Origin of the sequence: Chryseobacterium piperi (assembly GCF_002285635.2) — a bacterium.
Classification (GTDB): Bacteria; Bacteroidota; Bacteroidia; order Flavobacteriales; family Weeksellaceae; genus Chryseobacterium; species Chryseobacterium piperi.
In genome coordinates, this window is sequence record NZ_CP023049.2 from 3049348 (window position 1) to 3074166 (window position 24819).

At 35.4% G+C, this 24819-nt stretch carries 19 protein-coding genes; 11 read left to right on the forward strand and 8 right to left on the reverse strand.

Annotated features, from left to right (window positions below):
* Window positions 1–5 precede the first annotated feature (5 nt).
* Together CJF12_RS13265 and CJF12_RS13270 are read right to left on the reverse strand one after the other, a co-directional pair.
* The gene (locus CJF12_RS13265) at window positions 6–1325 is read right to left on the reverse strand and encodes a sensor histidine kinase (RefSeq protein ID WP_034680693.1); all 1320 of its coding nucleotides are present in this window, start codon (window positions 1323–1325) and stop codon (window positions 6–8) included.
* The gene (locus tag CJF12_RS13270) at window positions 1325–2671 is read right to left on the reverse strand and encodes a sigma-54-dependent transcriptional regulator (protein WP_034680694.1); all 1347 of its coding nucleotides are present in this window, start codon (window positions 2669–2671) and stop codon (window positions 1325–1327) included. The genes CJF12_RS13265 and CJF12_RS13270 overlap by 1 nt, the downstream gene beginning before the upstream one ends.
* 147 nt (window positions 2672–2818) lie before the next feature.
* Here CJF12_RS13270 and CJF12_RS13275 point away from each other — a divergent pair, with 147 nt between their 5' ends.
* From CJF12_RS13275 to CJF12_RS13315, 9 genes are all read left to right on the forward strand, one after another.
* Window positions 2819–4060, forward strand: a complete 1242-nt coding sequence (locus tag CJF12_RS13275) for an efflux RND transporter periplasmic adaptor subunit (protein WP_034680928.1) — start codon at window positions 2819–2821, stop codon at window positions 4058–4060.
* Window positions 4061–4088: 28 nt separating this feature from the next.
* A complete protein-coding gene (locus CJF12_RS13280) occupies window positions 4089–4895 on the forward strand; it encodes a head GIN domain-containing protein (RefSeq protein ID WP_034680695.1) in 807 nt (268 codons plus the stop codon).
* An 89-nt stretch (window positions 4896–4984) separates the two neighbouring features.
* Window positions 4985–5716, forward strand: a complete 732-nt coding sequence (locus CJF12_RS13285; protein ID WP_034680696.1) for an ABC transporter ATP-binding protein — start codon at window positions 4985–4987, stop codon at window positions 5714–5716.
* Window positions 5717–5780: 64 nt separating this feature from the next.
* Window positions 5781–8207, forward strand: coding sequence for an ABC transporter permease (locus CJF12_RS13290; protein WP_034680698.1), 2427 nt, complete (start codon window positions 5781–5783; stop codon window positions 8205–8207).
* 82 nt (window positions 8208–8289) lie between these two features.
* Window positions 8290–10725, forward strand: a complete 2436-nt coding sequence (locus CJF12_RS13295) for an FtsX-like permease family protein (RefSeq protein WP_034680700.1) — start codon at window positions 8290–8292, stop codon at window positions 10723–10725.
* Between the two features lie 45 nt (window positions 10726–10770).
* Complete coding sequence (locus CJF12_RS13300; RefSeq protein ID WP_034680703.1) at window positions 10771–12069, forward strand: TolC family protein; 1299 nt, start codon at window positions 10771–10773, stop codon at window positions 12067–12069.
* 242 nt (window positions 12070–12311) lie between these two features.
* A complete protein-coding gene (locus CJF12_RS13305; protein WP_034680707.1) occupies window positions 12312–13232 on the forward strand; it encodes a helix-turn-helix transcriptional regulator in 921 nt (306 codons plus the stop codon).
* A gap of 134 nt (window positions 13233–13366) precedes the next feature.
* The gene (locus tag CJF12_RS13310; protein WP_228379030.1) at window positions 13367–13918 is read left to right on the forward strand and encodes an energy transducer TonB; all 552 of its coding nucleotides are present in this window, start codon (window positions 13367–13369) and stop codon (window positions 13916–13918) included.
* An 8-nt stretch (window positions 13919–13926) separates the two neighbouring features.
* Window positions 13927–14358, forward strand: a complete 432-nt coding sequence (locus tag CJF12_RS13315) for a nucleoside deaminase (RefSeq protein WP_034680708.1) — start codon at window positions 13927–13929, stop codon at window positions 14356–14358.
* A gap of 107 nt (window positions 14359–14465) precedes the next feature.
* Here the strand turns inward: CJF12_RS13315 and CJF12_RS13320 are convergent, their stop codons facing one another.
* The 5 genes from CJF12_RS13320 to CJF12_RS13335 all read right to left on the reverse strand — a co-directional run bounded on the left by CJF12_RS13320 (window position 14466) and on the right by CJF12_RS13335 (window position 20191).
* Entirely contained in the window at window positions 14466–15002 is a 537-nt protein-coding gene (locus tag CJF12_RS13320) for a GNAT family N-acetyltransferase (protein ID WP_034680712.1), read from the reverse strand.
* 1 nt (window position 15003) lies between these two features.
* Window positions 15004–15762, reverse strand: coding sequence for a type III pantothenate kinase (locus CJF12_RS13325; protein ID WP_034680715.1), 759 nt, complete (start codon window positions 15760–15762; stop codon window positions 15004–15006).
* 292 nt (window positions 15763–16054) lie between these two features.
* Complete coding sequence (locus tag CJF12_RS19945; RefSeq protein WP_157759861.1) at window positions 16055–16222, reverse strand: hypothetical protein; 168 nt, start codon at window positions 16220–16222, stop codon at window positions 16055–16057.
* An 8-nt stretch (window positions 16223–16230) separates the two neighbouring features.
* On the reverse strand, window positions 16231–18075 hold the full coding sequence (locus CJF12_RS13330; protein WP_034680717.1) for a M1 family metallopeptidase: 1845 nt from the start codon (window positions 18073–18075) through the stop codon (window positions 16231–16233).
* Window positions 18076–18499: 424 nt separating this feature from the next.
* Window positions 18500–20191 carry a DUF6909 family protein gene (locus CJF12_RS13335; RefSeq protein WP_034680720.1) on the reverse strand — a complete coding sequence of 564 codons (1692 nt, stop codon included), beginning with the start codon at window positions 20189–20191 and terminating at the stop codon, window positions 18500–18502.
* Between the two features lie 217 nt (window positions 20192–20408).
* Here CJF12_RS13335 and CJF12_RS13340 point away from each other — a divergent pair, with 217 nt between their 5' ends.
* Both CJF12_RS13340 and CJF12_RS13345 read left to right on the forward strand, forming a co-directional pair.
* Entirely contained in the window at window positions 20409–22604 is a 2196-nt protein-coding gene (locus tag CJF12_RS13340) for a glutamine synthetase III family protein (protein WP_034680723.1), read from the forward strand.
* Window positions 22605–23182: 578 nt separating this feature from the next.
* Complete coding sequence (locus CJF12_RS13345) at window positions 23183–23893, forward strand: C40 family peptidase (RefSeq protein ID WP_034680727.1); 711 nt, start codon at window positions 23183–23185, stop codon at window positions 23891–23893.
* 331 nt (window positions 23894–24224) lie between these two features.
* Here the strand turns inward: CJF12_RS13345 and CJF12_RS13350 are convergent, their stop codons facing one another.
* On the reverse strand, window positions 24225–24800 hold the full coding sequence (locus CJF12_RS13350; protein ID WP_034680730.1) for a pentapeptide repeat-containing protein: 576 nt from the start codon (window positions 24798–24800) through the stop codon (window positions 24225–24227).
* Window positions 24801–24819: the final 19 nt, after the last annotated feature.

Here is a 24819-nt window from a genome sequence, read left to right on the forward strand (position 1 = left end):
CCACTCTACACAAACCACAATTCAAAAACACTTCCCCGCTCCTGCTTTCGGAAGGTAATATAACCATGATGGGCATCCATAATACTTTTGGTTAATGTAAGTCCAATTCCGGAGCCGTTGGTTCTTGTCGTGAAGAAAGGAAGAAATATTTTGTCTGAGATCTGTTCATTAATCCCAATCCCGTTGTCTTCTATACGAATTACAGTCCTTGTATTCTGCTGATCAGTATGGATTATTATTTTTCCGTCATCTATTTCTTCAATAGCATGTAGTGCATTGGTAAGCAAATTAATCAGGCTTCTTTCCAGCATTTTTTCATCGGCCATGATCTGATACTCTCTGATGTTGGTAGTAAGTGTGATCTTTTTATTCTGAAATTCACTTTCCATCAGTCGCAAGACCTTTTCTATAACAGGTTTAATGAAAACTTTCTGAATCTTTGGTTTAGGGAGTTCAGCAACTTGACGGTAATTATTAACGAAAGTCAGCAACTGTTCGGACTTGTTATTCACAATTCTCAGGCTTTCTTTCATTTCATCCTGATCATCTGTGGAAATACTCTCCTGATCCGTAATATATTCCATGTTTCGTATCAGGCTGTTGATCGGCGTTAGTGTATTCAGCAACTCGTGGGAAATTACTTTCATCAGGTTATTCCACGCCATTTTTTCTTTACGTTCTATAATTCTTTGTACCGATTCCAGCGAAATAATATAAAAATCTTCCCGTGGAGTTTCCAGACGTGTGGTTCTTACAGAATAGGTCTGAAATCCTGATTGATTAATGGAAACTTCCATAAAGTCCTGGCTTTCCCTAAAATTTGTCTCCTTTATCAATTTAAAAAAATCCGGAATTTTCTCTTCATAATAACTCCACTTATTGTATTTGGGAACTTTCAGGATTTCTATGAATTTCTGATTAGAATAGAAAATCTCCCAGTCATTACGATCCTCCTTTAAGATCATAATTCCGATGTCTAACTGATTCAAAATATTTTCATACAGAATCTTAAAAGATAACAAATCAATATTCTTTTCTTTTTCCTGATAGTAGAGATTAACAGCCTGCTGTTTCAAAGGATGTTTTTGCTTTTTGTCCGGAAATAAGGAAAAGTCTTTATGTTCAATAGCATCTAAGATTTGCTTCGCTTCTTTTCCGAACCGTTGAGAATGCTGTATATTCAAAACAATCATAGAAAGTGAAAGAGAAAAAAGGAGTAACGCTGTCATCCATTTTTTCGATTCATAGAAATCAAAAGCTAAGATCCCAAAGACAAGGCATAGCAATAAAATAATTACTTGAAAAAAATAAAATTGTGTTTTCATCAGATTCCGAATTTTTCCATTCTGCGATATAATGCGGCACGGGAGAGTCCAAGATCTTCTGCTGCAGAAGAGATATTTCCCTGGTGCTTTTTTAATGCTTTTCTGATCAGAATTTCTTCCATTTCCTCTATATTCAGGACATCAGGAAGTACCTGCGAATCATTCTCCATAAGTTTAGGCAGCGATAATTGTAGGGTTCCCTGATCAGAAAGAATGACACTTCTTTCCATTGTATGTTCCAGTTCACGAATATTCCCGGGCCAATGGTAACTGCATAATTCTTTAATCCCATCATCAGAAAGAGATAAGGTTTTATGATATTTATTTTGATATTTGGCCAGAAAGTATTGAGTAAATAAAAGCATATCCTCCAGACGCCCCCGCAAAGGTGGAATCGTAATTTCAACCGTATTAATCCTGAAATAGAGATCCTGCCTGAATAAAAATTCACTCACCTTTTGCTGAAGGTTTTCATTGGTTGCAAAAATAAAACGGACATCCATTGGGCGTTCTCTTGTTTCTCCAATACGGGATAGCTTCTTATTCTGAATAAGAGTAAGTAGTTTAGCCTGCAGATGAAGCGGCAGATTTCCGATCTCATCCAAAAAAACAGTTCCTCCCTGAGCATTCTCTATTTTCCCGGCAGTATCAGCTCCCGCATCCGTAAATGCTCCTTTTTTATACCCAAAGATTTCTGCTTCAAAAAGTCCCTCAGAAATACTTCCCAAATCAATATGTACAAAAGGTTCTTTATTGCGCAGAGATTTCCGGTGGATTTGTTCAGCCAAAACATATTTTCCGGTACCATTTTCACCTAACAAAAGCACATTAGCATCAGTAGGCGCAATTTTATCAATGGCCTGGAGAATATCCTGTACAGCTTTAGAGTTACTCTCCAAAATATAATTTTGGTCACTTTGCTGAATGTTTTCCCATTGGTGCAGCTTTTTATTTTTTCGGGAAACCTCAACAGCCAGATTTACGGAAGCATACAATTTTTCATTATTCCACGGTTTCAGAATAAAGTCGGAAGCGCCTAACTTCAATGCTTCTACAGCAAGTTCTACTTCGCCATAAGCGGTCATCAGGATAATAGGCATTTCAGGAGAAATTTCCTTCACCTCACTCATCCAGTATAAGCCATCCTGTCCGTTTTCAAAACCTTTTCTGAAATTCATATCGAGAAGAACCACATCGAACACCTCTTCGGAAAGTGCAGGAAGGATTTTTTTTGGATTATTTAATGTTTTTACATCTGTGAAAAACTTTTTCAGCCACACTCTTGCAGAGAAAAGGATGTCTTCATCGTCGTCAACAATTAATATTCTGGCTGTTTTCTTTCGCATAGGTGTTCAGTTTTGTACATTGAGTGTTCGATTTCGGACACTTTTGTTTTACTTTCAATTCTTTACTATTTAGTTTTCAGTCTCTTACCAATGTATTCTTTTCGTGGCACATTTGTCGTGTATATTATTGAAAATCAAATAGCTGTAATGGATACGAAAATAGAAAAAAAAAGATCTAAACTCAAAATTATTCTTCCTGTGATTGCCGGAATTGCAATCCTCGGATTGTTTTTGAGCTATTTTTTCCAGCAGAAAAAGACTTTCAATGTAAAAGAAGAGGATATACAAATTGAGAAGGTCACCAAAGGTAAGTTTGAAGATATGATGATGATTACAGCACAGACACAATCCTTAAACTCATCTTTGGTCAATGTAATGGAGGGTGGAGCCGTAAAAGAAGTCTATACAGAGGATGGGAAAATGGTGACTAAGGGAGAGCCTCTCGCCAGAGTCTATAACCCGAATACCGAATTCAATTTTATGAGTCAGGAAACGGGAATTATGCAGCAGATCAGCCAGATGCGAAATACTTTGTTAGAACTGAAAAACCAGGAGTTCACCCAAAACAAAGAAATCCTGCAATCACAAAATGATTATAATACGGCATTACAAAATTATAACCTGCAAAAAAGATTATATGATGCTGAAATAGGCAGGAAGACAGATTATGATATGGCGCAGCAGAATCTGGCCTATCAACAGAAAAGAAAACAAATCGTGGAACAGAACATCCTCAATGAAAAGCATTCCCGTGATTCACAGATTGCTGCAGTCAATACTTCTATTAGTCAAATGGAAAAAAGCCTGAGTGTATTGAGAAATAATAAAAACAACTTCTTGATTTTAGCTCCTGCTACCGGAAGGCTATCTTCCTTTACGATCTCATTGGGTCAAAGTCTCACGACAGGACAAAGCATCGGAAAGATAGACCTGATGGACGGATATAAGCTTATAGCTAAAGTCGATGAATATTACATCAATAAGCTTCATATCGGAATTAAAGGAATATTGGAGAGCAATGGAAAAGAATATAAAGTGATAGTCTCTAAAGTTTTACCGGAAGTAATACAAGGCCAATTTTCTGCTGAACTTAATTTTACAGATGACAAACCCAATGACCTAAAAATAGGGATGACCTTTGGTGTCAAACTAAAACTTTCGGCAGATACACAAAATTTGATGATTCCTAAGGGAAATTTCTTTAAAGACACCAATGGAAAGTGGATCTTTGCAGTAGAAAAAGGTAAAGCGGTTCGTAAGAGTATCAGCCTGGGTAGAGAAAACCCATTGTATTATGAAGTTGTATCCGGTCTAAAGGAAGGAGAAATGGTGATCGTATCAGATTATTCTGATTATAAAAAATATGAAATACTGGATATAAAAAAATAAATTAATATATTATTAAAGCATTAAAATCATGAAAAAAATACACCTATCATTCATCATAATATGCAGTATTATAACATTTTGTACAACTGTAAAAGCAAACGATAATAACCATACCGACAGAAATCATTTCTACAATCGAGAGATATTGGAGACTAAAACCTTCAACATACAAAATTTTAGCGGTGTAAAAGTTTCGCAAAACATAAAAGTGGAGATTATAAAATCGGATATAGAAAAAGTAGTAGCAACCAGTAAGTATATACAATACCTGAATCTGGAAGTAAAAGATGGTGTACTCAATATATATTATGACAACACAAAGAATCTCAAATTGAGTAATACCAGTACTAAAATAGTAATCTATGCAAGAAAAATAGAAAGCCTGGAAGCTTCCAATTCGGGACACATTAAAGTACCCAATGCATTTTCCAGTAATAACCTTCAGATTACGTTGAGCAGTTCCGGTAAGATATCAGGTGACTTTACAAGTAAATCTCTAAACATTGACGCCAACAGCGCCGGAAAGTTTGAAGGAAATATCAGCACACAAAACCTGAATGGAACAGCCTCTTCTGCAGGTCAAATTATATTGACCGGAAAGACCAGGTATGCGAAACTGGAAGTCAATAGTTCCGGTAAAATAGATGGAGACGACTTTGAGGCTGGAGAGATCACTGCGCTGGCATCATCCACCGGATATATTTCGGTGATTGTAGATCAGAAAATTACGGCCCATGCTTCATCCAATGGTAAAATCCGTTATCAGGCTCTTCATGGTATTGATGTAGTAGCCCAAATCAATCAAACCTCAGGAGGAAGTATCAATCCTTTTTAAAAATACAACTCATAAAAGAATTGAAAATTATTATCACTCAATTTGAAAACTCAGAACTCATAACTGACAACTTATAACTACGCGAAATTATGATAACATTAAATAAAATATCTAAAGTATACCGAACCGAAGATGTACAGACCTCAGCGCTCAGCCAGGTTGACCTTACCATTAGCAAAGGAGAATTTTTAGCCATAATGGGACCTTCGGGCTGTGGAAAATCTACTTTACTTAATATTCTTGGATTACTGGATTTTTCCACCTCCGGATCTTATCAGTTCAATGAACTGGAAATTACCAGCTTATCCGAAAGAAAAAAATCTGAAGTAAGGAAGCAAAACATAGGTTTCATTTTCCAAAACTTTAATCTGATTGATGAACTGACAGTATACGAGAATATAGAGCTCCCTTTAATTTATAATGGAATCTCCTCATCCGAAAGAAAGAAACGAGTAGAAGAAATTATGGAGAAAATCAATATCAGACACCGTGCAAAACACTATCCTCAACAATTATCCGGAGGACAGCAGCAAAGAGTGGCTGTCGCCAGAGCCCTCGTTACCAAACCTAAACTTATCCTGGCCGATGAACCTACAGGAAATCTGGACAGTACTAACGGAAATGAAGTGATGAACCTTTTGGCAGAACTTCATCGCGAAGGCTCAACCATTGTAATGGTAACCCACTCTTCTTATGATGCCAGTTTTTCTTCCCGTATTGTGAACATGAAAGACGGAGAAATATTTAATGAAGAATATGCCGTAAAAAGGACAGATGTTTTCGATAAGGCAAAGCCTGAAGATTATGCCGTAAATGAATAAAGACATTACTATTCAAAGTTTGACTTCCTGACCCTAATTATTCATCAAATTAATTTAAAGCATTATGGTACGCAACTGGTTGAAAATAGCACTCACTAGTTATAGAAAGAACTGGCTTACTACGGTAATCAACCTATTAGGCTTATCTATCGGGTTAACGATATTCCTGCTGGTTTTTCTAAACTGGCAGGATGACAAGTCCTATGAAAAATGGGTTCCCCAGGGGGAAAATGTTTACTATCTGGAACGACAAATAGATAAAAACTTTTATAATTCTGTCTCAAGCTATCCTATGTTAGAGACCTCGCATAAATTGTTTCCAGAAATCCAGGAATTTTCTGTTATTAATTTTTGGGACGTCAACAAATCTCGCTTACTTGCAGAAGGACGCTCGAGCTATGCGAGCAACGGAGGGGTAACAGAAGGCTTTTTTAAGGTACTCCCCTTTCCTTTAATTGCAGGCAGCTATCAAAACATTTTTGCAGATGATCATTCTGTTGCACTTTCTGAAGATGTGGCAAAACAACTTTTTGGTGAAGGTTATAAACAAAGCATTGGGAAAATAGTCTTCAGGGAAGAAGGCGGGAAAAAACTTGTTGTACAGGCAGTTTATAAGCTTCCTAATGAGAAAGAAAATACAATTTTTCGTCCGGGGTTTCTAACAAGAGAAACCAATGTCGATCCCAACAAGCAGACCTGGAGTAACAATAGTTTTTTTGGATTTTTCCGTATAAAGCCTGGTACCAACATATCCGTGTTAGAAGACCAACTTTCTAAATTACAAGTCCAACAATTGAATATAGAATTAGCCAAAGATGGCTGGCCCCAGGTTAAGTCCATAAAAATAAGACTGGTCAATATCCGGGATATGCGATTAGATGCTAAAAGTGGCGGTTTAGAAGGAAGTGATAAAAAGTCAATTTTGATATTATTATCCCTGGCGGTACTTATTTTATTGCTTTCCGGGATCAACTTTATCAATCTTAATACAGCCCAGGCATCACAAAGGGCCAAAGAAGTTGGTATTCGAAAATCTTTGGGAAGCTCTAAAGGACAGCTTATTTTGCAGTTTTTACTCGAAGCATTGCTGCTGTACATTACTGCATTCCTTATTTCTATGGTGCTGATAGAATTACTCTTACCCATATATGGGAAGTTTTTAGGCAAAACGATCCGAATAGAAGGCACACAACTATATATCTATACGCTACTGATTGTCCTGGGATTTGCTTTCGTTTCAGGAATTATTCCGGCAGTTTATCTTGCTAACTTTAAACCTATACAGACTTTAAAAGGAAATTTCACCAGAAGTAAAAATGGCATATGGTTGCGAAATTCTATTTTAACGCTACAACTGATTATTTCTTCTTTCTTTATTATTTCATCTCTAATTATCTATAAACAAGTGGATCATATGATGGAAAAGGACTTGGGATTCCATGGCGATCAGGTGTACCAGATTAATTTTAAGAAGATATCCTGGGATGATAATTTCAATATGCGAAAATATCAGTTATATAAAGAAAAAATAAAGACTTTCCCCGGAGTGATAGACATTACAGGCTCATCTCAAACGATAGGGAATAGAGTGAATAGCACCTCGTCTGTCAAATACAAACGAGATTCAACCAAATATGTAGATGCGGGAGTAGGTGCAATAGATCTTAATTTTATGAAATTCTATCAAATCAAGTTCTTAGCCGGAAAAGATTTTAATCCCAATATTACCAGTGATACTACACGCGGCATCGTCGTTAATGAAGCTTTTATTCGAACAATAGGATGGCCCCAGCAAGAAGCTATTGGAAAAGAAATGTCCAGTGGGATGGATGACAAATCACATAGTTTGATGATTATAGGAGTTGTAAAGGATTTTTATTACGGGGGCGTAGAAGATAAAGTACCACCAATGATGTTTTTTAACTATGACCGATATTGGACCAGAAACAACCTCACCAATTTACAAATTAAACTTTCCGGAGACCATATTGCCGAGAATATAGAACGTATTAAACAGTACTGGGAAAAAGAAGTAGAACCCGGATATCCTTTTGAAGGAAACTTTGTCAATAAAAACTTTGAGAGAAACTTTGATAAATTTAAAAAGCAGCGGTTATTATTTTCTATTCTCAATTCAGTAGTACTCATCGTGGCACTTTTAGGATTGTTTGCTCTATCCTCATTAATGATTGAACAAAAACTGAAAGATATAGCCATTAAAAAAACATTAGGTGCATCAGATGGAATATTAATCAAAGATTTAACCCAAAAGTTTCTCTGGATTACACTGTTCGCTGTATTTATAAGCATTCCGATCAGCTATTACTTTATCAATGAATGGCTGAAAGACTTTGCCTATCGTATAGAAATGCCTTGGTGGCCTTATGCCTTAAGTATGGTGATTCTTTTACTGTTAACGTTCTTGGTGGTAAGTATCAAAGCCTATAGAGCGACCAAAGTTGAGATGATCAAGTATTTGAAGTATGAATAAATCGAGATTAGAAATCTGAAAATTCCTGTAAAGACCATTTATTATACGATAGTAAATAGTCAATAAATTAAAGAATAAGACTATGTTAAAAAATTGGATTAAAATATCACTAACCCATTATAAAAAGAACTGGCTTACCACAGTAATCAACCTTTTAGGACTGTCCATTGGTTTAACTATATTTCTGCTGGTTTTTCTAAACTGGCAGGATGAAAGGTCCTATGAAAAATGGATTCCCAATGGGGATAATGTATATTTCGTGGAAATACAAAACGGAAAAGACAGCTATGTTTCTCAAGTCAATTATCCTCTTTTGTATACTTCGCCTAAAGTATTCTCCGAGATCAACAATTATACGGTAACCAATATATGGCCGGAAATGAAAAGTAAATTAGTTGTAGACAATCGTTCTGTATATACAACCCCCATTATTGCCACTGAAGATTTCTTTAAAGTACTCCAATTCCCTAAAATAGCGGGAAGCTATGAAAATATCCTGGTAGATAATGTATCTACAGCTCTTTCTGAAGATACAGCCAAACAGCTTTTCGGGAAAGATTATCTCCATAGTATCGGGAAAACAATAGTATCAGATAGTGACGGTAGCAAATATGTAGTACAGGCAATTTATAAACTGCCTACGGAAACAGAAAATACGGTATTTCAAGGCGGTTTTGTAATTCGCGACCCTTTTATTAATGATAGTAAAGAGAACTGGACCAACTATAATTATTGTGGTTTTTTTAAAATAAAACCCAATACAGATATTGCTAAGCTGGAAGAAAAGCTTTCTAAATGGGATAATGATAATGAAAGACTTGAAAATAAAAAAAGCGGATGGGCTGTTGATGACAGGGATCCTATTAAAGTTCATTTAACCAATCTTCGGGATATGAAACTGGATGCTAAAGGTTCCGGAATAATGAAAGGTGATAAAAAATCCATTATAATTTTGATATCCCTGGCAGGCCTCATTCTGCTATTATCGGGAATCAATTTTATTAATCTCAATACAGCACAAGCCTCACAACGAGCTAAAGAGGTTGGAATTCGTAAAGCCTTGGGCAGTTCTAAAGGAAAATTAGTTACACAGTTTTTATTAGAAGCACTCATGATGTATGCCGCTGCCTTTATCATTTCTATGGTTATATTAGAATTACTCTTACCATCATATAGTAAGTTTTTAGGAAAAGAAATTAAGGTAGAAGGTTTCCAGGTCTATGTCTATGCAACTCTTATTGTACTAAGTTTTGCTCTTATTTCCGGGATTATTCCAGCAGTTTATCTTTCTAGTTTTAAGCCTATTCAGACCCTAAAGGGAAACTTTGCCCGGAGCAGGCATGGGATCTGGCTCCGAAATATAATTCTATCATTACAGCTTATCATCTCTTCATTTTTTATTATCTGCTCACTGATTGTCTATAAACAAGTGAATTATATGATGGAGAAAAACCTAGGATTTAATGGAGACCAGGTTTTTCAGATCAATTTTAAAAAGACCAATTTTATTGATGGAAACTATAACCAAAGAAAATACGAACTATACAAAGATAAAATAAAACATTTCCCTGGCGTAGTAGACGTTACAGGTTCAACACAGAGCATAGGCGACGGTCTTAGAAATTTTTCTGGAGCCAAATATAAAAGAGATTCTACAAAAACTACAGGAGCCGGAATCGGAGCCATAGACTTTAACTACTTAAAATTTTATAACATAAAATTCGTGGTCGGCCGGGATCTTAATCCAAAAATGACCACCGATACAATGAGAGGTTTAGTGGTTAATGAAGCCTTTGTGAAAAGTATGGGCTGGAATAATACTGAAGCTCTAGGCAAAGAGATCTGGAGTGGCATAGCTCCTAATAGTACTGACATGCTGATTACTGGAGTGATAAAAGATTTCTATTACGGAGGAGTACAAGACAAAGTCAACCCGGTAATGTTCTTTAATTATCAAAGATACTGGACCAAAAACCAAATGACCAATTTACAAATTAAGCTTTCCGGAGATCATATTGCCGAGAATACAGAACGTATCAAGAAATATTGGGAAACAGAAGTAGAACCAGGCTATCCTTTTGAAGGAAATTTTGTTAATAAAAATTTTGCCAAAACCTTTGACAAATTTAAAAAGCAGAGATTATTATTTTCTATTCTTAATTCAGTAGTACTCATCGTGGCGCTTTTAGGATTGTTTGCTTTGTCTTCTTTAATGATTGAACAAAAGCTAAAAGATGTAGCTATTAAGAAAACCCTTGGAGCATCAGATGGAACACTAATCAAAGACCTCACTAAAAAGTTTCTTTGGATTACTCTATTGGCTGTGTTTGTGAGCATTCCGATCAGCTATTATTTTATCAATGAATGGCTGAAAGATTTTGCCTATCGTATAGAAATGCCGTGGTGGCCATATTTCTTAAGCCTGGTCATTCTTTTATTGTTAACATTTCTTGTCGTGAGTATCAAAGCATATCGGACAACCAAAGTAGAACTGGTAAAGTATTTAAAATATGAATAAGGCAAAGTACAACGTACGAAGCACAAATTATTACCCAGAAAAATCATGTTAAAAAAGCTCATTTTCCTCAGTTTTCCTACGATACTGTTTGCCCAGCAGACAGAAGAATGGAACCTGCAAAAAACACTGGAATATGCAACCACTAAGCACCCTACTGTTCAGCAAAGTATTCTGAAAGTAGATCAGCGTAAACAAGAAGTTATTGCTTCTAAAGGAATGTTATTGCCTTCTGTAACTGCAGGAACGAGTCAGAATTATAGTTTTGGATCTACCATCAACCCTGGAACCAACCAACGGGAAACCCTTAATGTCGGAAATACAGAATTCTCCGCAAGAGCTAACTGGGAATTATTTAACTGGAGAAATTTTATGAATATTTCTCTGAATAAGATGAATAAGGAAAGTTCTGATTATCGCCTTAAAGCAGTACAAAATGATATTGCACTCAATGTCATTCAGCTATTTTTCCAGTATCAAAATGATAAAGCATGGCTCGATGTACTGAAAACCCAGTTGGATGGTGTAGAAGAACAAATTAAAAGAACAGAGAAAGAAGTAGAAATCGGCAACCGCCCCAAAAGTGATGTTTATGATATAAAAGCCAATATGGGAACGCTACAGGAACAATGGGTTTCCGCCAAGAATCAAAGAGAGATTTCTAAAAATAGTCTACTCAATGCACTGGCCATTAATTCAGACACTATAGAGTTTATTCAAAATACTTCCGATACTCCTTCTGTATTGTCTTTTTCGGATGAAAATTTCATAAAAGAAATGCTGGAAAAGAACCCTGCCTACATGGCTATTCTGAAAGAAATTCAGGTTTCCGAAGAACGTATTAAGGTTGAGAAAAGTGGCTATCTGCCAACCCTTAATGGCCTGTATGCATGGTCAACCTTTTACAGCAAAGTTTTAGGAGGAAATCAGGCAGCTACTCCATTCTCAGATCAGTTTAATCAGAATAAAAATCAACAGGTCTATTTTAACCTCAACATTCCGGTATTTAATAAGCTTCAGATAAAATCTAATGTGGAAATTGCAAAACTTAGTAAAATCAATGCTGATCTGGAAAAAGAAAAAACAGTCAGCAATCTGGTTACGGCTTTAAAATCCATCAAAATTCAATACCTAAATTCAGAAGAAAAATACAGGCTTCTACAACAGAACTTTGAAAACCAAAAACGCTCTTTCGACAAATCAGAAGAAAAATACAAAGAAGGATTAATGGATGCCTATACCTTTTTTGTGGTTCGTAATAATTGGCTCCAGGCGAATTATAACCTTATCAAAAGCCGAAATGATCTCATTTTGCAAAGAGAGCTCTGGGAAATATACAACAGGTAGCTCAATATTTCTATTCCCTCAACCAATCAGCATTTTTTTGAAAAATCTGACCCCTCTTTTTTGAGAGTGTTAATCATAAAACTTATCCACAAAAATAAAACACGACACGTTTTGTCGCATTAAGAATCTATATTTGTTACAGAAAACTAAACCATGAATTGTCTTAAAGTAATGAGAAATGTAAAGGACATTCCATTCGACAAAATAACTGCTGGTAAACTGCAACATAAAAATATATCCGAATGAAAAAAGATTTTTACCTGACAAGATATGCTTTGATCATCAAAAGATTGGAAAGCTCTCCGGCTACCTATTCGCAGCTGGAGGATTATCTTTTGAACTCTTTTGAGTTTCAGGATGCGGATATCAAAAGCTATTCGATCCGTACTTTGCAAAGAGATATCCGTGAGATTTCGGATCTTTTTAATCTTTCCATTCATAACAAGAAAAAAGGAGACAACCGATATTATATCGAAAGCCGCCCCATTATGGAGGTGGATGAATACAACCAGAAATTATTGGAATCTTTTCAGGTAAGTAATGCATTAAACCTTCATCCTGATTTTTCAAATTTCATTTTTTTTGAATCCAGAAAACCAACAGGGGTTGATCACTTCTACGACCTTTTCTTCGCCATACGTAACAAAAGAGTGGTTTCTTTTGAGCATTATAATTATAAGAATAAATTGATGACTTCACGTAAGGTCCATCCTTTGGCCTTGAAAGAGTCTAAAGACCGCTGGTATCTGATCGCTATTGATACCAAAGATAAAATTTTAAAATCTTTCGGATTAGACAGAATTAATTATCTGGATGTAAGCAAAAATAAATTCCGAGAGAAATACTCTTATAACTTTAGAGAACATTTTAAAAATGCCTTTGGAGTGATGAATTTAGCGGAGCAAAAACCTCAGAAAATCACTCTGAAATGCACCCGACATCAAGGAGAATACATCAAAAGCTTTCCGCTTCATCAGTCACAAAAAGAGATAAAGGAGACTCCGAATGAAATTTATTTTGAGTTTTTCCTCCATCCTACTTATGATTTTATGCAGGAAATCCTTTCTTATGGTAAAGAAGTACGGGTTTTAGAACCTAAATGTTTAGTTGATGATATTCGCAATCATTTACAGGAATCTTTAAATAGTTATCTTGAAGAGTAATTAGGCACTGTTTAATTTTATTTTTTTTTGAGTATTTTTACATAAACATACCATCATTGAAAGCCCTATTTCTTTATTTATGCTGCTTATTTTCTTCCTTTTTCTTTTCACAACAAAAAGAAGAATTCAGACTTGTGAAAACATATTACAATCAGCACCGCAGTATGCTTAATAATGAATTCAAGAAAAAATTTGATGCAGAACCCGGAACTTTCCAAAAGGCTTCTATCAAGCAAGACTTTCTATTTTTTATGAAAAAAATGGATAGTATTGAAAATGTAGCTTTAATAGGAGCTTTATTAAAGACAAAAAATATAGAAGACCTCCGTAGATTACAACTGGAAAACAAAATGACCTCCCCTGAAAAAGCTCCCGAAATCTTCCCTGTTACGGATAAACCGGCAGATTACCCTGGTGGCATCAATGCATTAAGACAGGAGGTTGCCAATCTTTTTTATATTGACGGTGTTTATTCAGAACTTAAAATGGTTAAAGCGAACGTTGCATTTATTGTAGAGAAAGATGGAAGCATCAGCAATGTAGATGCTCAGGGAGAAAATTTTACATTTAACAGGCAAGCCCAAATTGCATTATATTCTCTTTCAGAAAAATTTTCTCCTGCTATAATCAATGGAGATCCTGTAAGATACCGTTTCAAACTTCCATTAACAATGACTATTGAATAAATAATACAATGTTTACAGACGAATATTTTATGAAGATGGCTTTTCAGGAAGCTGAAATTGCTTTTGAAAAAGATGAGGTACCTATCGGATGCGTGGTAGTATCTAATAACCGTGTTATTGCCAGAGCCCATAATCTTACGGAAACCCTTAATGATGTTACAGCTCATGCAGAAATGCAGGCCATTACTTCTGCCGCTAATTTTTTAGGGGGGAAATATCTCATCAATTGTACCCTGTATGTGACCATGGAACCTTGTGTCATGTGCTCAGGAGCGCTTTCCTGGTCACAAATTTCTAAAGTGGTTATAGGAGCCCGGGACGAGCAAAGAGGATTCATCAACAAACACCTTTCTCTTCATCCAAAAACGGAGATTGTCACAGGAATTATGGAAAACGAGTGCTCCAGTATTGTAAAAGAGTTCTTTCAATCAAAAAGGTAGTTTCTGTAATTTCTATGTTTTATAGCGGTGAAAATGCTGATTAGCGAAATCGCGGAATTGCCAGATTATAAAATACTCTGTCTGGCGACAACTTCTCTTATTCTAAATTACAGGTATTTATTCTTAAAAATAGAATACATAGGAATATCAAAATACTCCCCATCTTTTTTGAGGTGCTGTTTTAAAACCGCTTCCTGCTGCATACCTATTTTTTCCATAATTCTGCCTGAAGATGGATTGTGGAAAAAGTGCGTCGCAAAAATTTTATTATATCCCAGTTCTTTAAATGCAAATTCAACAACAGCTAATGCCGCTTCGGTAACATAACCTTTATTCCAGAAAGGAACAGCAAGCCAATACCCCAACTCAGCCTTATCATCTCCCCTGTCGTGAACTCCGATAGTCCCTATTATTTTTCGGCTTTTATCACGGATCGCAAAAATATATCCTGATTGATTTTCGAAAGCTTCCCGAGACGATTTTAGCCAGAACTCCGCATCCTTTTCAGAATAAGGGTATGGAATATTAGCCGTAAGTTTAGAAAAAACTTTTTCCTGAAGATATTCAACAATATAGGGAAGATCAGTTTCTTCTAATTGTGAAAGAACCAGTCTTTCTGTTTCTATAACCGGAAATTCTCTCATTTTATAAATCTTTTCCTAAAAAATATAGCCCTTTTAAGGTATGAAGCCTGTCTGTTATATGTATTTTAGTCGTCAGCGGTTTATACACGTGGGAAACACCTCCTGTAGCAATTACAAAACAATCATCATTGACTTCCTCATTAATTCGATCAATAAACCCTTCTACCATTCCTAAAAAGCCGTACACCATCCCACTCTGCATACAGGTCACGGTATCCAGTCCCAGTACTGATTTGGGCTTTTTCAATTCAATTTCAGGAAGCTGAGCCGTATGGCTGATTAAAGAATTTAATGAAGTTACAATTCCCGGCGCAATAATCACCCCCAGAGTTTCACCAGTTTCAGTAACACAACTTGCTGTAAGTGCAGTTCCGAAGTCTATAATGATTTTCTTACGATCAGGATACATCGTATGTGCCGCTACAAGGTTAGCATAAATATCCGTTCCCATTTGCTTAGACTTTGCCTGAACCCCCGATGGAGTACTTCTATCAACAATCACAGGAGAGATACCATGTATCTTTTTTATAGCTGAACCAATCACTTTAGTAAGTTGAGGTACAACCGAACCTATAATAACTTTAGTTATTTCTTTGGGCTCAATTTTATAGGTCTGATAAAGCATTAACATCTGAACATATAGTTCATCTGCTGTTCTGTATGGCTTCGTATTGATCACCCATGAAACATCACAATTGTCATCATCAAAAAGACCAAACCTGATATTGCTGTTTCCTACATTAATTACGATAGAGTTCATTTAATTTTTTTAAGAAAAATAATTGTAAAAATAAAGTTTTACGTTTAAAAAAGAGGATTTGAAATGAAAAATATCTGAATGAAGCTGATTCAATTTTTCTATATCAAATCCGGATGTATAAAATTACATTTAAAAGATATAAATATACACTTACTAGTGCCGGATAAACAGCTGCTGTTTCTTACTTTCTGCCAACGATCTATTATTCTAGATTTGTCAGTAAAGAAACCAACCTAAACAAAATCAATATGAAAAATTTAAAAAGACTTTCAAGAAATGGATTAAAATCTATTCAGGGAGGAAATGTAAACTGTCCTATTCCAGGCAGCAGTGTCCCTGCCATATGTCCGGGAACCAAATGCCCTGCCAATCCGTGCACTGCACTTAATTGCATAATTCCTCCTTCGTGTGCCCCCAACCTTTGATAAAAAAATGGGGAGTATTTTTCAACACTCCCCATTTTTTATTTTATTTAACTTCTATAAAATTATTTTCCATATTGATATCCGCCAACCTCTGACTGAAATCTATTCCTAACACTTCCAGCTGGGATTTAGTGTAAGGAATAGTCAAAGTATACTCCTTTTGTGTCCATGGCCAGTAATTTACTGTTGTAAAGTCTCCATAGGCATCTTTCTTCTTCCAGGTATGGGTAAGATTCGTTGGAATCTGGTAGGTCACGATTTTCTTATCTTTTGTCATGATGCTGAAATCAATCGGCATAGGAACCTGTCCATTATTAATTAAAGTAACCGTAGTGGATTTTGCATCATATTTCACATCTTTAATTCCATAATCAATAGTCTTGGTAGTATTGATCCAATAATGATGGAACCACTTCAGATCCATTCCTGAAACCTTTTGAGCAATATGAAGAAAATCACGATCCGTAGGATGTTTTAGGCTCCAGGTATTAAAATACTGTTTCATGATTTCTGCCAGATTCTCTTCTCCTACGATATATCCTAACTCAACAAGGTACAATTCCCCTTTTACATAAGTAGAATATGTATATGATGTTCCGTTATCGTGGTGATCCCCCAACCATACCGCAGGTTCTTCAATCCCTTTTTTGATAAAGTTTCTGTAACCGTCTAACGTTTTAACGAAAGGGTTAGGAAACTTATTCTGTGGCGGAAATAGCTGATACATCACGTAACTTTCTGCATAGCTTGTAAATCCTTCATCCAGCCATGGACGTACCGATTCATTTGTAGCAAGCATCTGCTGATACCATGAGTGAGAGCCTTCATGAGCCATTAATCCCATTAATCCTTCTATATCTTTTGCTTCTCCTAAAATCATGGTACACATTCCGTATTCCATTCCACCATCTCCACCTTGGATAAACGCGTATGTCGGATAGGCATATTTTCCAAAATGGGAATTCATGATCTGAAAATATTGGGTAACATAGGGTTGAGCCTCTTCCCAAACCTTGGTCTTATCATTTTTCTGGTAAACCAGATATACTTTCGGACCATTAGGAACATCAAATCCCTTAACTACATAATCACGGTCTGCACTCCATGCAAAATCAAGAATATTTTTAGCAGTCCACTTCCATATCGCTTTCTTATTTTTTTCTGTTTTGATTTTTGCATTCGCATCATACCCTTTTACTTCTGTAGGGTTAGCTAGAATTCCTCCAGCACCTATTACATAGTCTTTATCAATTTTAATGGTAACATCAAAATCTGAGAAAGGGGCATGAAACTCTCTTCCGATATAATCAAAAGTTGCCCATCCATCATAATCGTATTCAGAAATTTTTGGGTACCATTGAGTCATGGTCATATCCACTCCTTCTTTATTATTTCTTCCACTTCTTCGGATCTGTTGCGGAATTACCGCATCCCATTCCATGGTGAAAGATGTCGTCGAATTAGGCTTAATCGGTTGGTTTAAATAAACCTTCATAATTGTTTCCTGGATTTCAAACTTCAGGTCTTTTCCATTTTGTTTAATCCAATGAATATTTTGAGCTCCTTCCTGATCTTTAGGAATAGAAGCCAATCTTGAAATTCCATCTTTCTGCAATCTTGAGTCACCATTCTTACCCTGACCTCCAACTCTTTGGTCCATCATAGAATTCGGTTTAAAAGCATTCCAATATAAATGGAAATAAACCACATTCAGTTCATCCGGAGAGTTATTGGTATATTCTAATGTTTGATTTCCCTGGTAAGTAAATTTTTCTGCATTAACATCAATATCCATTTTGTATTTGGCAGCCTGCTGATAATAAGGAGTTTGCTGCGCTTGAAATTGTGAAATGATAAACGCAAAAATGATTGCAATCGACTTTTTCATTTAAAATTTATTTTTTTTAAAGGTAGGTAATTTAAGTAAACCTCAAAAATGTGGAGTTATGTTCAATATTTATATTGTTTAAGTAAACTATAGCTGATTTATCTTCCAGCAAATTCTTCAAATATCCACACATTATAATCTGCTTAATCTGTAAAACCTTCGAGAGGTAAAAAAGCTATGGTTGCGCATCCAGTAATTTTCTGATCAGATTAATTTTTGTCTTTCTCAAGATAATTAATTTAGAGTTCTATGATCTCGCAGATAACGCAGATCTTTTTTTAACACTAATAACACCAATGCTTACACAATTTTAACAACAAATATATTGGTACTATTTGTAAAGCCAATTAGTGGCATTTGTTTTTAACAAATAAAAAAGCCTCAAGTTTTTACACTCGAGGCTTATATCTAACTGAAAGTAAGATTATTTTTTAGCAGAAATTTCTTTTTTTCCGCTTTGTAAGATCTTTTCAAGGATCTTCAACGTAATCAGATAAGTTGGCTTTACACCTGTAAGTCCTAAACCTCCTGAAGAAAGTGTACTTCCCGTTTCCAAGGGATTATCTGAAGCATAATAAGCATAGCAAACAAATAGATCCGGTGCAATATGATGTCTGATTTTAGAGGCCACCTGAATAGCTTTCTGGTAGTGAGCGCCTTCCATTTCAAGACCGATTGCTTTCCATGAAGTATTCATGAAATAAGACAAAATATCTCTGTTCTGAAGTGATGTTCCTAAAACCGTGATCATCGTTCCTTCAAAAGCTTTTAATTCATCATCCTTAAAATCATCCAGTTTCAATGCATTTTCAAATGGATAGTTATCAGCAGTTCCCTCAAAAATATGGGAGGTTGGGATCATAATATCCCCTTTTTCTCCGGTTAGAATTCCTGCTTTACCCATGATAGATACAGATTTCACTTTCATCATATACACCTCTCCTTTATGTTCGAAAGGTCTAAGAAGTTCATCCATAACCTCAAATGCCTGCTCTCCGAAAGCATAGTCAAAAACCATGATGACATCATCTCCGGAATATTTCGTCTGGCTAAAAGGCGTGTTTTTAAGATCAGTTTTGCTTAAATCAATGATCTGAACATCTATATTACTTCCACTTTTATCATCAATATAGATCAATCCCTGATCTAAAGCATATTTAGAGACTTTATCACGAAGCTCTTTTTTATCAGAAATTTCCCCGTATAATTTATAGTCAACTTCCTTGTGGTCTTTTTTCTTTAATGCATCATTAGCATAAAGCATATTTTTCACCGAATGCATATTAGCTGAAATAATATGCAACGGACGCATATGAAGATTGTTTTCAAATAAAACCTCTTTCACCTTATGAGCCCATTTTTCACCAAAATAATGATGTCCTACTCTTTCTTTTAAAATAGCACTGAAATGAATTTCCCTTTCTCTGCTTTGCTTCGCATCTTCTAAACTTACTCTTCCCAAGTTATAGATGATTTTGAATAAACGGTCAGGATTATCATCATCCCCAAACGTATTGTAAGCTCTTAAAGTTTCATCAAATGTTCTTCCTATTAAAGAAGAAAGGTGAATCAATGCAACTTCTTTTTCTTTTCTGCTGAATTTCTTCTCTCCCTTTACTACTTCTTCTATAATTTTAAAAGCACGCGTGGGCTTCCAGTTTTCATCCTGAATGAAAGCCAGGTTACGGATTTTATCCGCTTCTATAAATAAGAATGTTAAGTGGGTAAGAATATCATAAATTTCTGAACGTCCTAAAAGAACTTCAATATTCATCTGGTGTTCGTCTATTCTATAGCAGTTTCTTCTTCTCTTTTTGGGAACAATAGGTTCGAAACTTCCTTTATCAAAACCCTCATCTGATGTAAGGTGAATAAAAGCACATTCTTCAATTCCTTCAGGAAGCCTGTCTAAAACATACATCAACCCATCCAGTTCCAGCTTATTAGGAACATTCATGGTGCCATAAATTTCGGGATTGATGGTTTTCAACAAACTTCTTATACTTTCTCCTGAAACACCAGCCGGTTTGAAAAACCCTCTATAAAATAAGTGTCTCATAGAAATGTATAGTCTTTCAATTGCCTCTGTTGTTTCTCTTGCTCTAGAATTTGTCATAAAATAAATTTCACACAAATATACGACTCTTCCATCAATTTTATTTTAAGTATCTTTTAACAAGCTATTTAAGGGCATTATTTTTTTTAAGCGATAAAAACACCGCATCAATTCTTTAAAAAATTAAATTTTTCGACTACACCCCTATATTTTTTAGGGTTAAAATGTTTTCGATTCATTTTTTTTGTAAATTTGCCCTGTAAAAATTAACCTTATTATGTCAACTTTAAGATTCAAAGCGTTAGAAACATTACCATTTAAGGACTTTAGAAAAGATAATTCTATCGAAGTGCCTGCGAAATTGTCAGAATTATTCTGTCAAAATGTTTTCTCAGAAGAAACAATGAGAGAATATTTAACGAAAGAAGCATTCAATTCTATCATGGATGCTATTAAAAAAGGAACTAAAATCCAAAGACACATTGCAGATCAGGTAGCCGTAGCTATGAAAGACTGGGCAATGAGTAAGGGAGCAACACATTATACTCACTGGTTTCAACCTTTGACAGGAACGACTGCTGAAAAGCATGATTCTTTCTTCACTCCAATAGAAGGAGGCAGAGCTATTGAAAGATTCAGCGGAAACTTGCTTATCCAGCAAGAGCCGGACGCTTCTTCTTTCCCGAACGGAGGAATCAGAAACACTTTTGAAGCAAGAGGTTATACAGCCTGGGATCCTACTTCTCCGGCATTCATTATGGGAACTACACTTTGTATTCCTTCCATCTTTATTTCTTACACAGGCGAAACACTAGATTATAAAGCGCCTCTTTTAAGAGCATTAAATGCTGTTGACGAAGCTGCAACAAGCGTTATGCAGTATTTCGATAAAAACGTAACAAAAGTAACTCCTACTTTGGGGTGGGAACAAGAATATTTCCTGGTTGATTCTGCATTATTCCAATCCCGTCCGGACTTGGTACTGACAGGAAAAACTCTATTAGGACACTCTCCTGCGAAAGGACAGCAATTAGATGACCACTATTTCGGATCTATTCCAACAAGAGTTATGAACTTCATGAAGGAGCTGGAAATAGAATGTATGAAATTAGGTATTCCTGTAACCACAAGACATAACGAGGTAGCTCCTAACCAATTTGAGCTGGCTCCAATGTTTGAGGAAGTGAACGTTGCTGTAGACCACAACTCTTTACTGATGGACATCATGGCTAGAGTTGCTCACAAGCACCACTTCCACATTTTATTCCATGAGAAGCCATTCGCTGGAGTAAATGGAAGCGGAAAGCACAACAACTGGTCTCTTGCAACTGATACTGGGGAAAACTTATTAAGCCCAGGAAAAAACCCTAAGAAAAACTTACAGTTCTTAACATTCTTCGTTAACACGATTAAAGCAGTACATGAATATGCTGACCTTCTAAGAGCAAGTATCGCTTCTGCAAGTAATGACCACAGACTAGGCGCGAACGAAGCTCCACCGGCCATTATCTCCGTATTTATCGGAAGCCAACTGTTCAGAGTTTTAGAAGAACTTGAAAAAGTAACAAGCGGGAAATTATCTCCTGAAGAGAAAACAGAATTAAAATTAAATGTAGTTGGAAAAATCCCTGAAATCTTATTAGATAACACTGATAGAAACAGAACTTCACCATTTGCATTTACAGGAAATAAATTTGAAATCAGAGCCGTAGGTTCTTCTGCAAACTGTGCAGAATCTATGACAGTAATGAACACTATTGCTGCAAAACAACTTAATGATTTCAAAAAAGAGGTTGACGCTTTAATTGAAGGCGGTTTGAAAAAAGACGAAGCGATCTTCAACGTTCTAAGAGAGTATATTAAGCAATCTAAGAACATCATGTTTGAAGGTGACGGATATTCTGAAGACTGGGCAAAAGAAGCTAAGAAAAGAGGATTGAATAACCTAAAAACAACTCCGGAAGCTTTAAAGCAGGAAATGGATAAGAAGTTTTTAGATTTATATGAGGAAATCGGAGTATTCACTCACAGAGAGGTAGAAGCAAGAAACGAAATTAAACTTGAAAAATACTCAACAGTTATTGATATTGAAGCAAGAGTTCTAAGTGATATTGCAAGAAATCACATTATCCCTTCCGCTTTAAACTATCAAAACAGACTTATTGAAAACGTTAAGGGTCTTAAAGAAATTTTCAGCGATAAAGAATTCAAAGTATTGGCAAAAGAGCAAATGAGCCTAATTACTCAAATTTCCGAGAATGTTTCTAAAATCAAACTAGGAGTTGAGGATCTTATCAAAGCCAGAGAGACAGCAAAAGCTGTTTCAGATAGCCAAAAACAAGCAGAAGACTATTGTAATAAAGTAATTCCTTTATTTGAAGGAATCAGAGAAGCTTCTGACAGCCTTGAAATGATGGTGGATGATGAGCTTTGGCCAATGACAAAATACAGAGAAATGTTATTTACAAAGTAACATTTGTAAAGTCCATATTAGTGAAACTCTCCGAATTTTTCGGGGAGTTTTTTTATTATCCAGCTTCTCGTTTCAAAACCTTTGTTAACACTATCCAATTATTATATCTGTTCTCATCATCGAATAAATCAAAAGGTATATTTAACGGACCACATTCCACTTGATCTACATTAACTCAAGTTATTCCAAAATAGCCAACACACACCACAACACAAAGAGAAACAAGCACTTACACATCCTCAAAAAGTCGAAAACACGATTACTTAAATAGCTTAGATCTTAATAGGCTGTTAAAGACATATTTTTTCTCTTTTTTAATCAAAGTATTAAAAAAATACCAACAATAAAGGAAAGCCTGAACACTTTGTTAAAGAATCTTAATAAAAAAAACCGCATTATCACCAAAAAAGGGATGTAGCGGTTTGTTTTTCTTTAACATACGTAAATAATATGTTAAAATGTGTTAAAGTAAAGACCTGACATTAATCATATCGAAGGTCTTTTAGTGGGAATCTCTACTTTTGTAATGCTTTTGAAAAATAAATATTCCTTATTTAACAACGGATAATCAAATATATATGAAGAAAAGAGTTTTGTCTTATTTAGTTGCTTTAGTCTCTACTGTGTCCATGCAATCTTGCGCTACAAACTACGTAGTATCAAAACCAGCAACTTACACTAAAGAATACAAAACAGATGCCAAACTAGCTTCTATTGATACCAAGAAAATGGAGCAGGATAAGAAGCAATTGATCAATTCTTTTATCTCAGAAAAGGCAGCCGTTTTATCCAATGCGAAAAATACATTAAAGAATTCTGAGATTGCCAAAGCAATCAAACATAATAAAACCATCGACAATATTCTAACTGAAGCTGAAACATACCTAGGAACTCCTTACAGATATGGAGGGACAACAAGAAACGGTATAGATTGTTCAGCTTTTGTTCTTTCTGTATTCGGAGCAGCAGCAGGTCTTAGCTTACCAAGAGTAGCCGCTTCTCAATCTCACGAAGGAGAAAGAATCGCAAAGGAAGACTTACAGAAAGGAGATTTAATTTTCTTTTCTCACGGAAGAAGAATTTCTCACGTAGGTATTGTAGAAAGTGTTTCTGAAGAAGGTGAGATAAAATTCATTCATGCAGCCACTTCAAAAGGAGTGATGATCTCTTCACTTAATGATTCATATTGGGGTCCGAAATTCAGATTCGCAAAAAGGGTAATCAATGAATATGGTGATGCATATAATAACCTAGCTGCAACAACAGCATCAACATCTACAAGTTTTTAATTTTAAATAATTGATTTAAATAAAGAAAGCCATCAAAATTACTTGATGGCTTTTTTATTGAATTATTCGATAGCTTTAAATTTTTAAGTAACAGTAATGGCGAAATCGTAAAACTGCTGATTTGCTAAATTGCGAATTTCAGGAGTGGTTATCATTTCGATAGGAGAAATCTTTCATTTTTCAAGTACTTATGTGAACTTTTAATGCGTTATTCTAGCTGTTAAAAATCTATTAAGTGTTCTTTTGTGACTTTTGTGGTTTAATTTTTTTCACCACGGATGGCTGAGACTTGCACAGATGCTTACGTTATTCTTAAACAGATTCTAACAAATCAGCTATTTCTATCTATTTCTATATCGAGTCTATACAAGAGACCATAAACTTCAGAAAGTGAAAATTTGGCCTTCTTTAGCCTGTTTGTTTCAGGATTAATAGAATAACTGAATGAAGTTCTGAAATCCGCTTTCTCAAGATTGGTATTTTCAAAGATTGCACCAGATAAATCACAATTCATAAAGACTGCATTCGAAAGATCACTCCCTTCGAAATCAACTTCGTTAAGTCTTGAGTTTTTAAATATCGTTTTCTTAATCGATGTTTTATAAAAGACAGAATTATTCAGCGAACAATCTTCAAACCTAAACGAAAGCCCAAACTCGTTACAGTCATTAAACTGCAACCCGAACATTTTACATTCCTTGAAGATGACATCCCGAAAAGCTGTCGAAACAAGTTTGACCATACTTAAATTGCATCCTATGAATTCACAATCATTAAAGCTGAAAAACGAAAAATCTGCATATTCTAAATTACAGTTGCGGAACGTACAGTTTTCATATTCTCCTTTTTCAAGTTGTGAAAAGGCAGTGTTTTCGAAAGTTTGATCCAAGACATATGCTTCTTTCATAAGATTTTATGATGTAAGT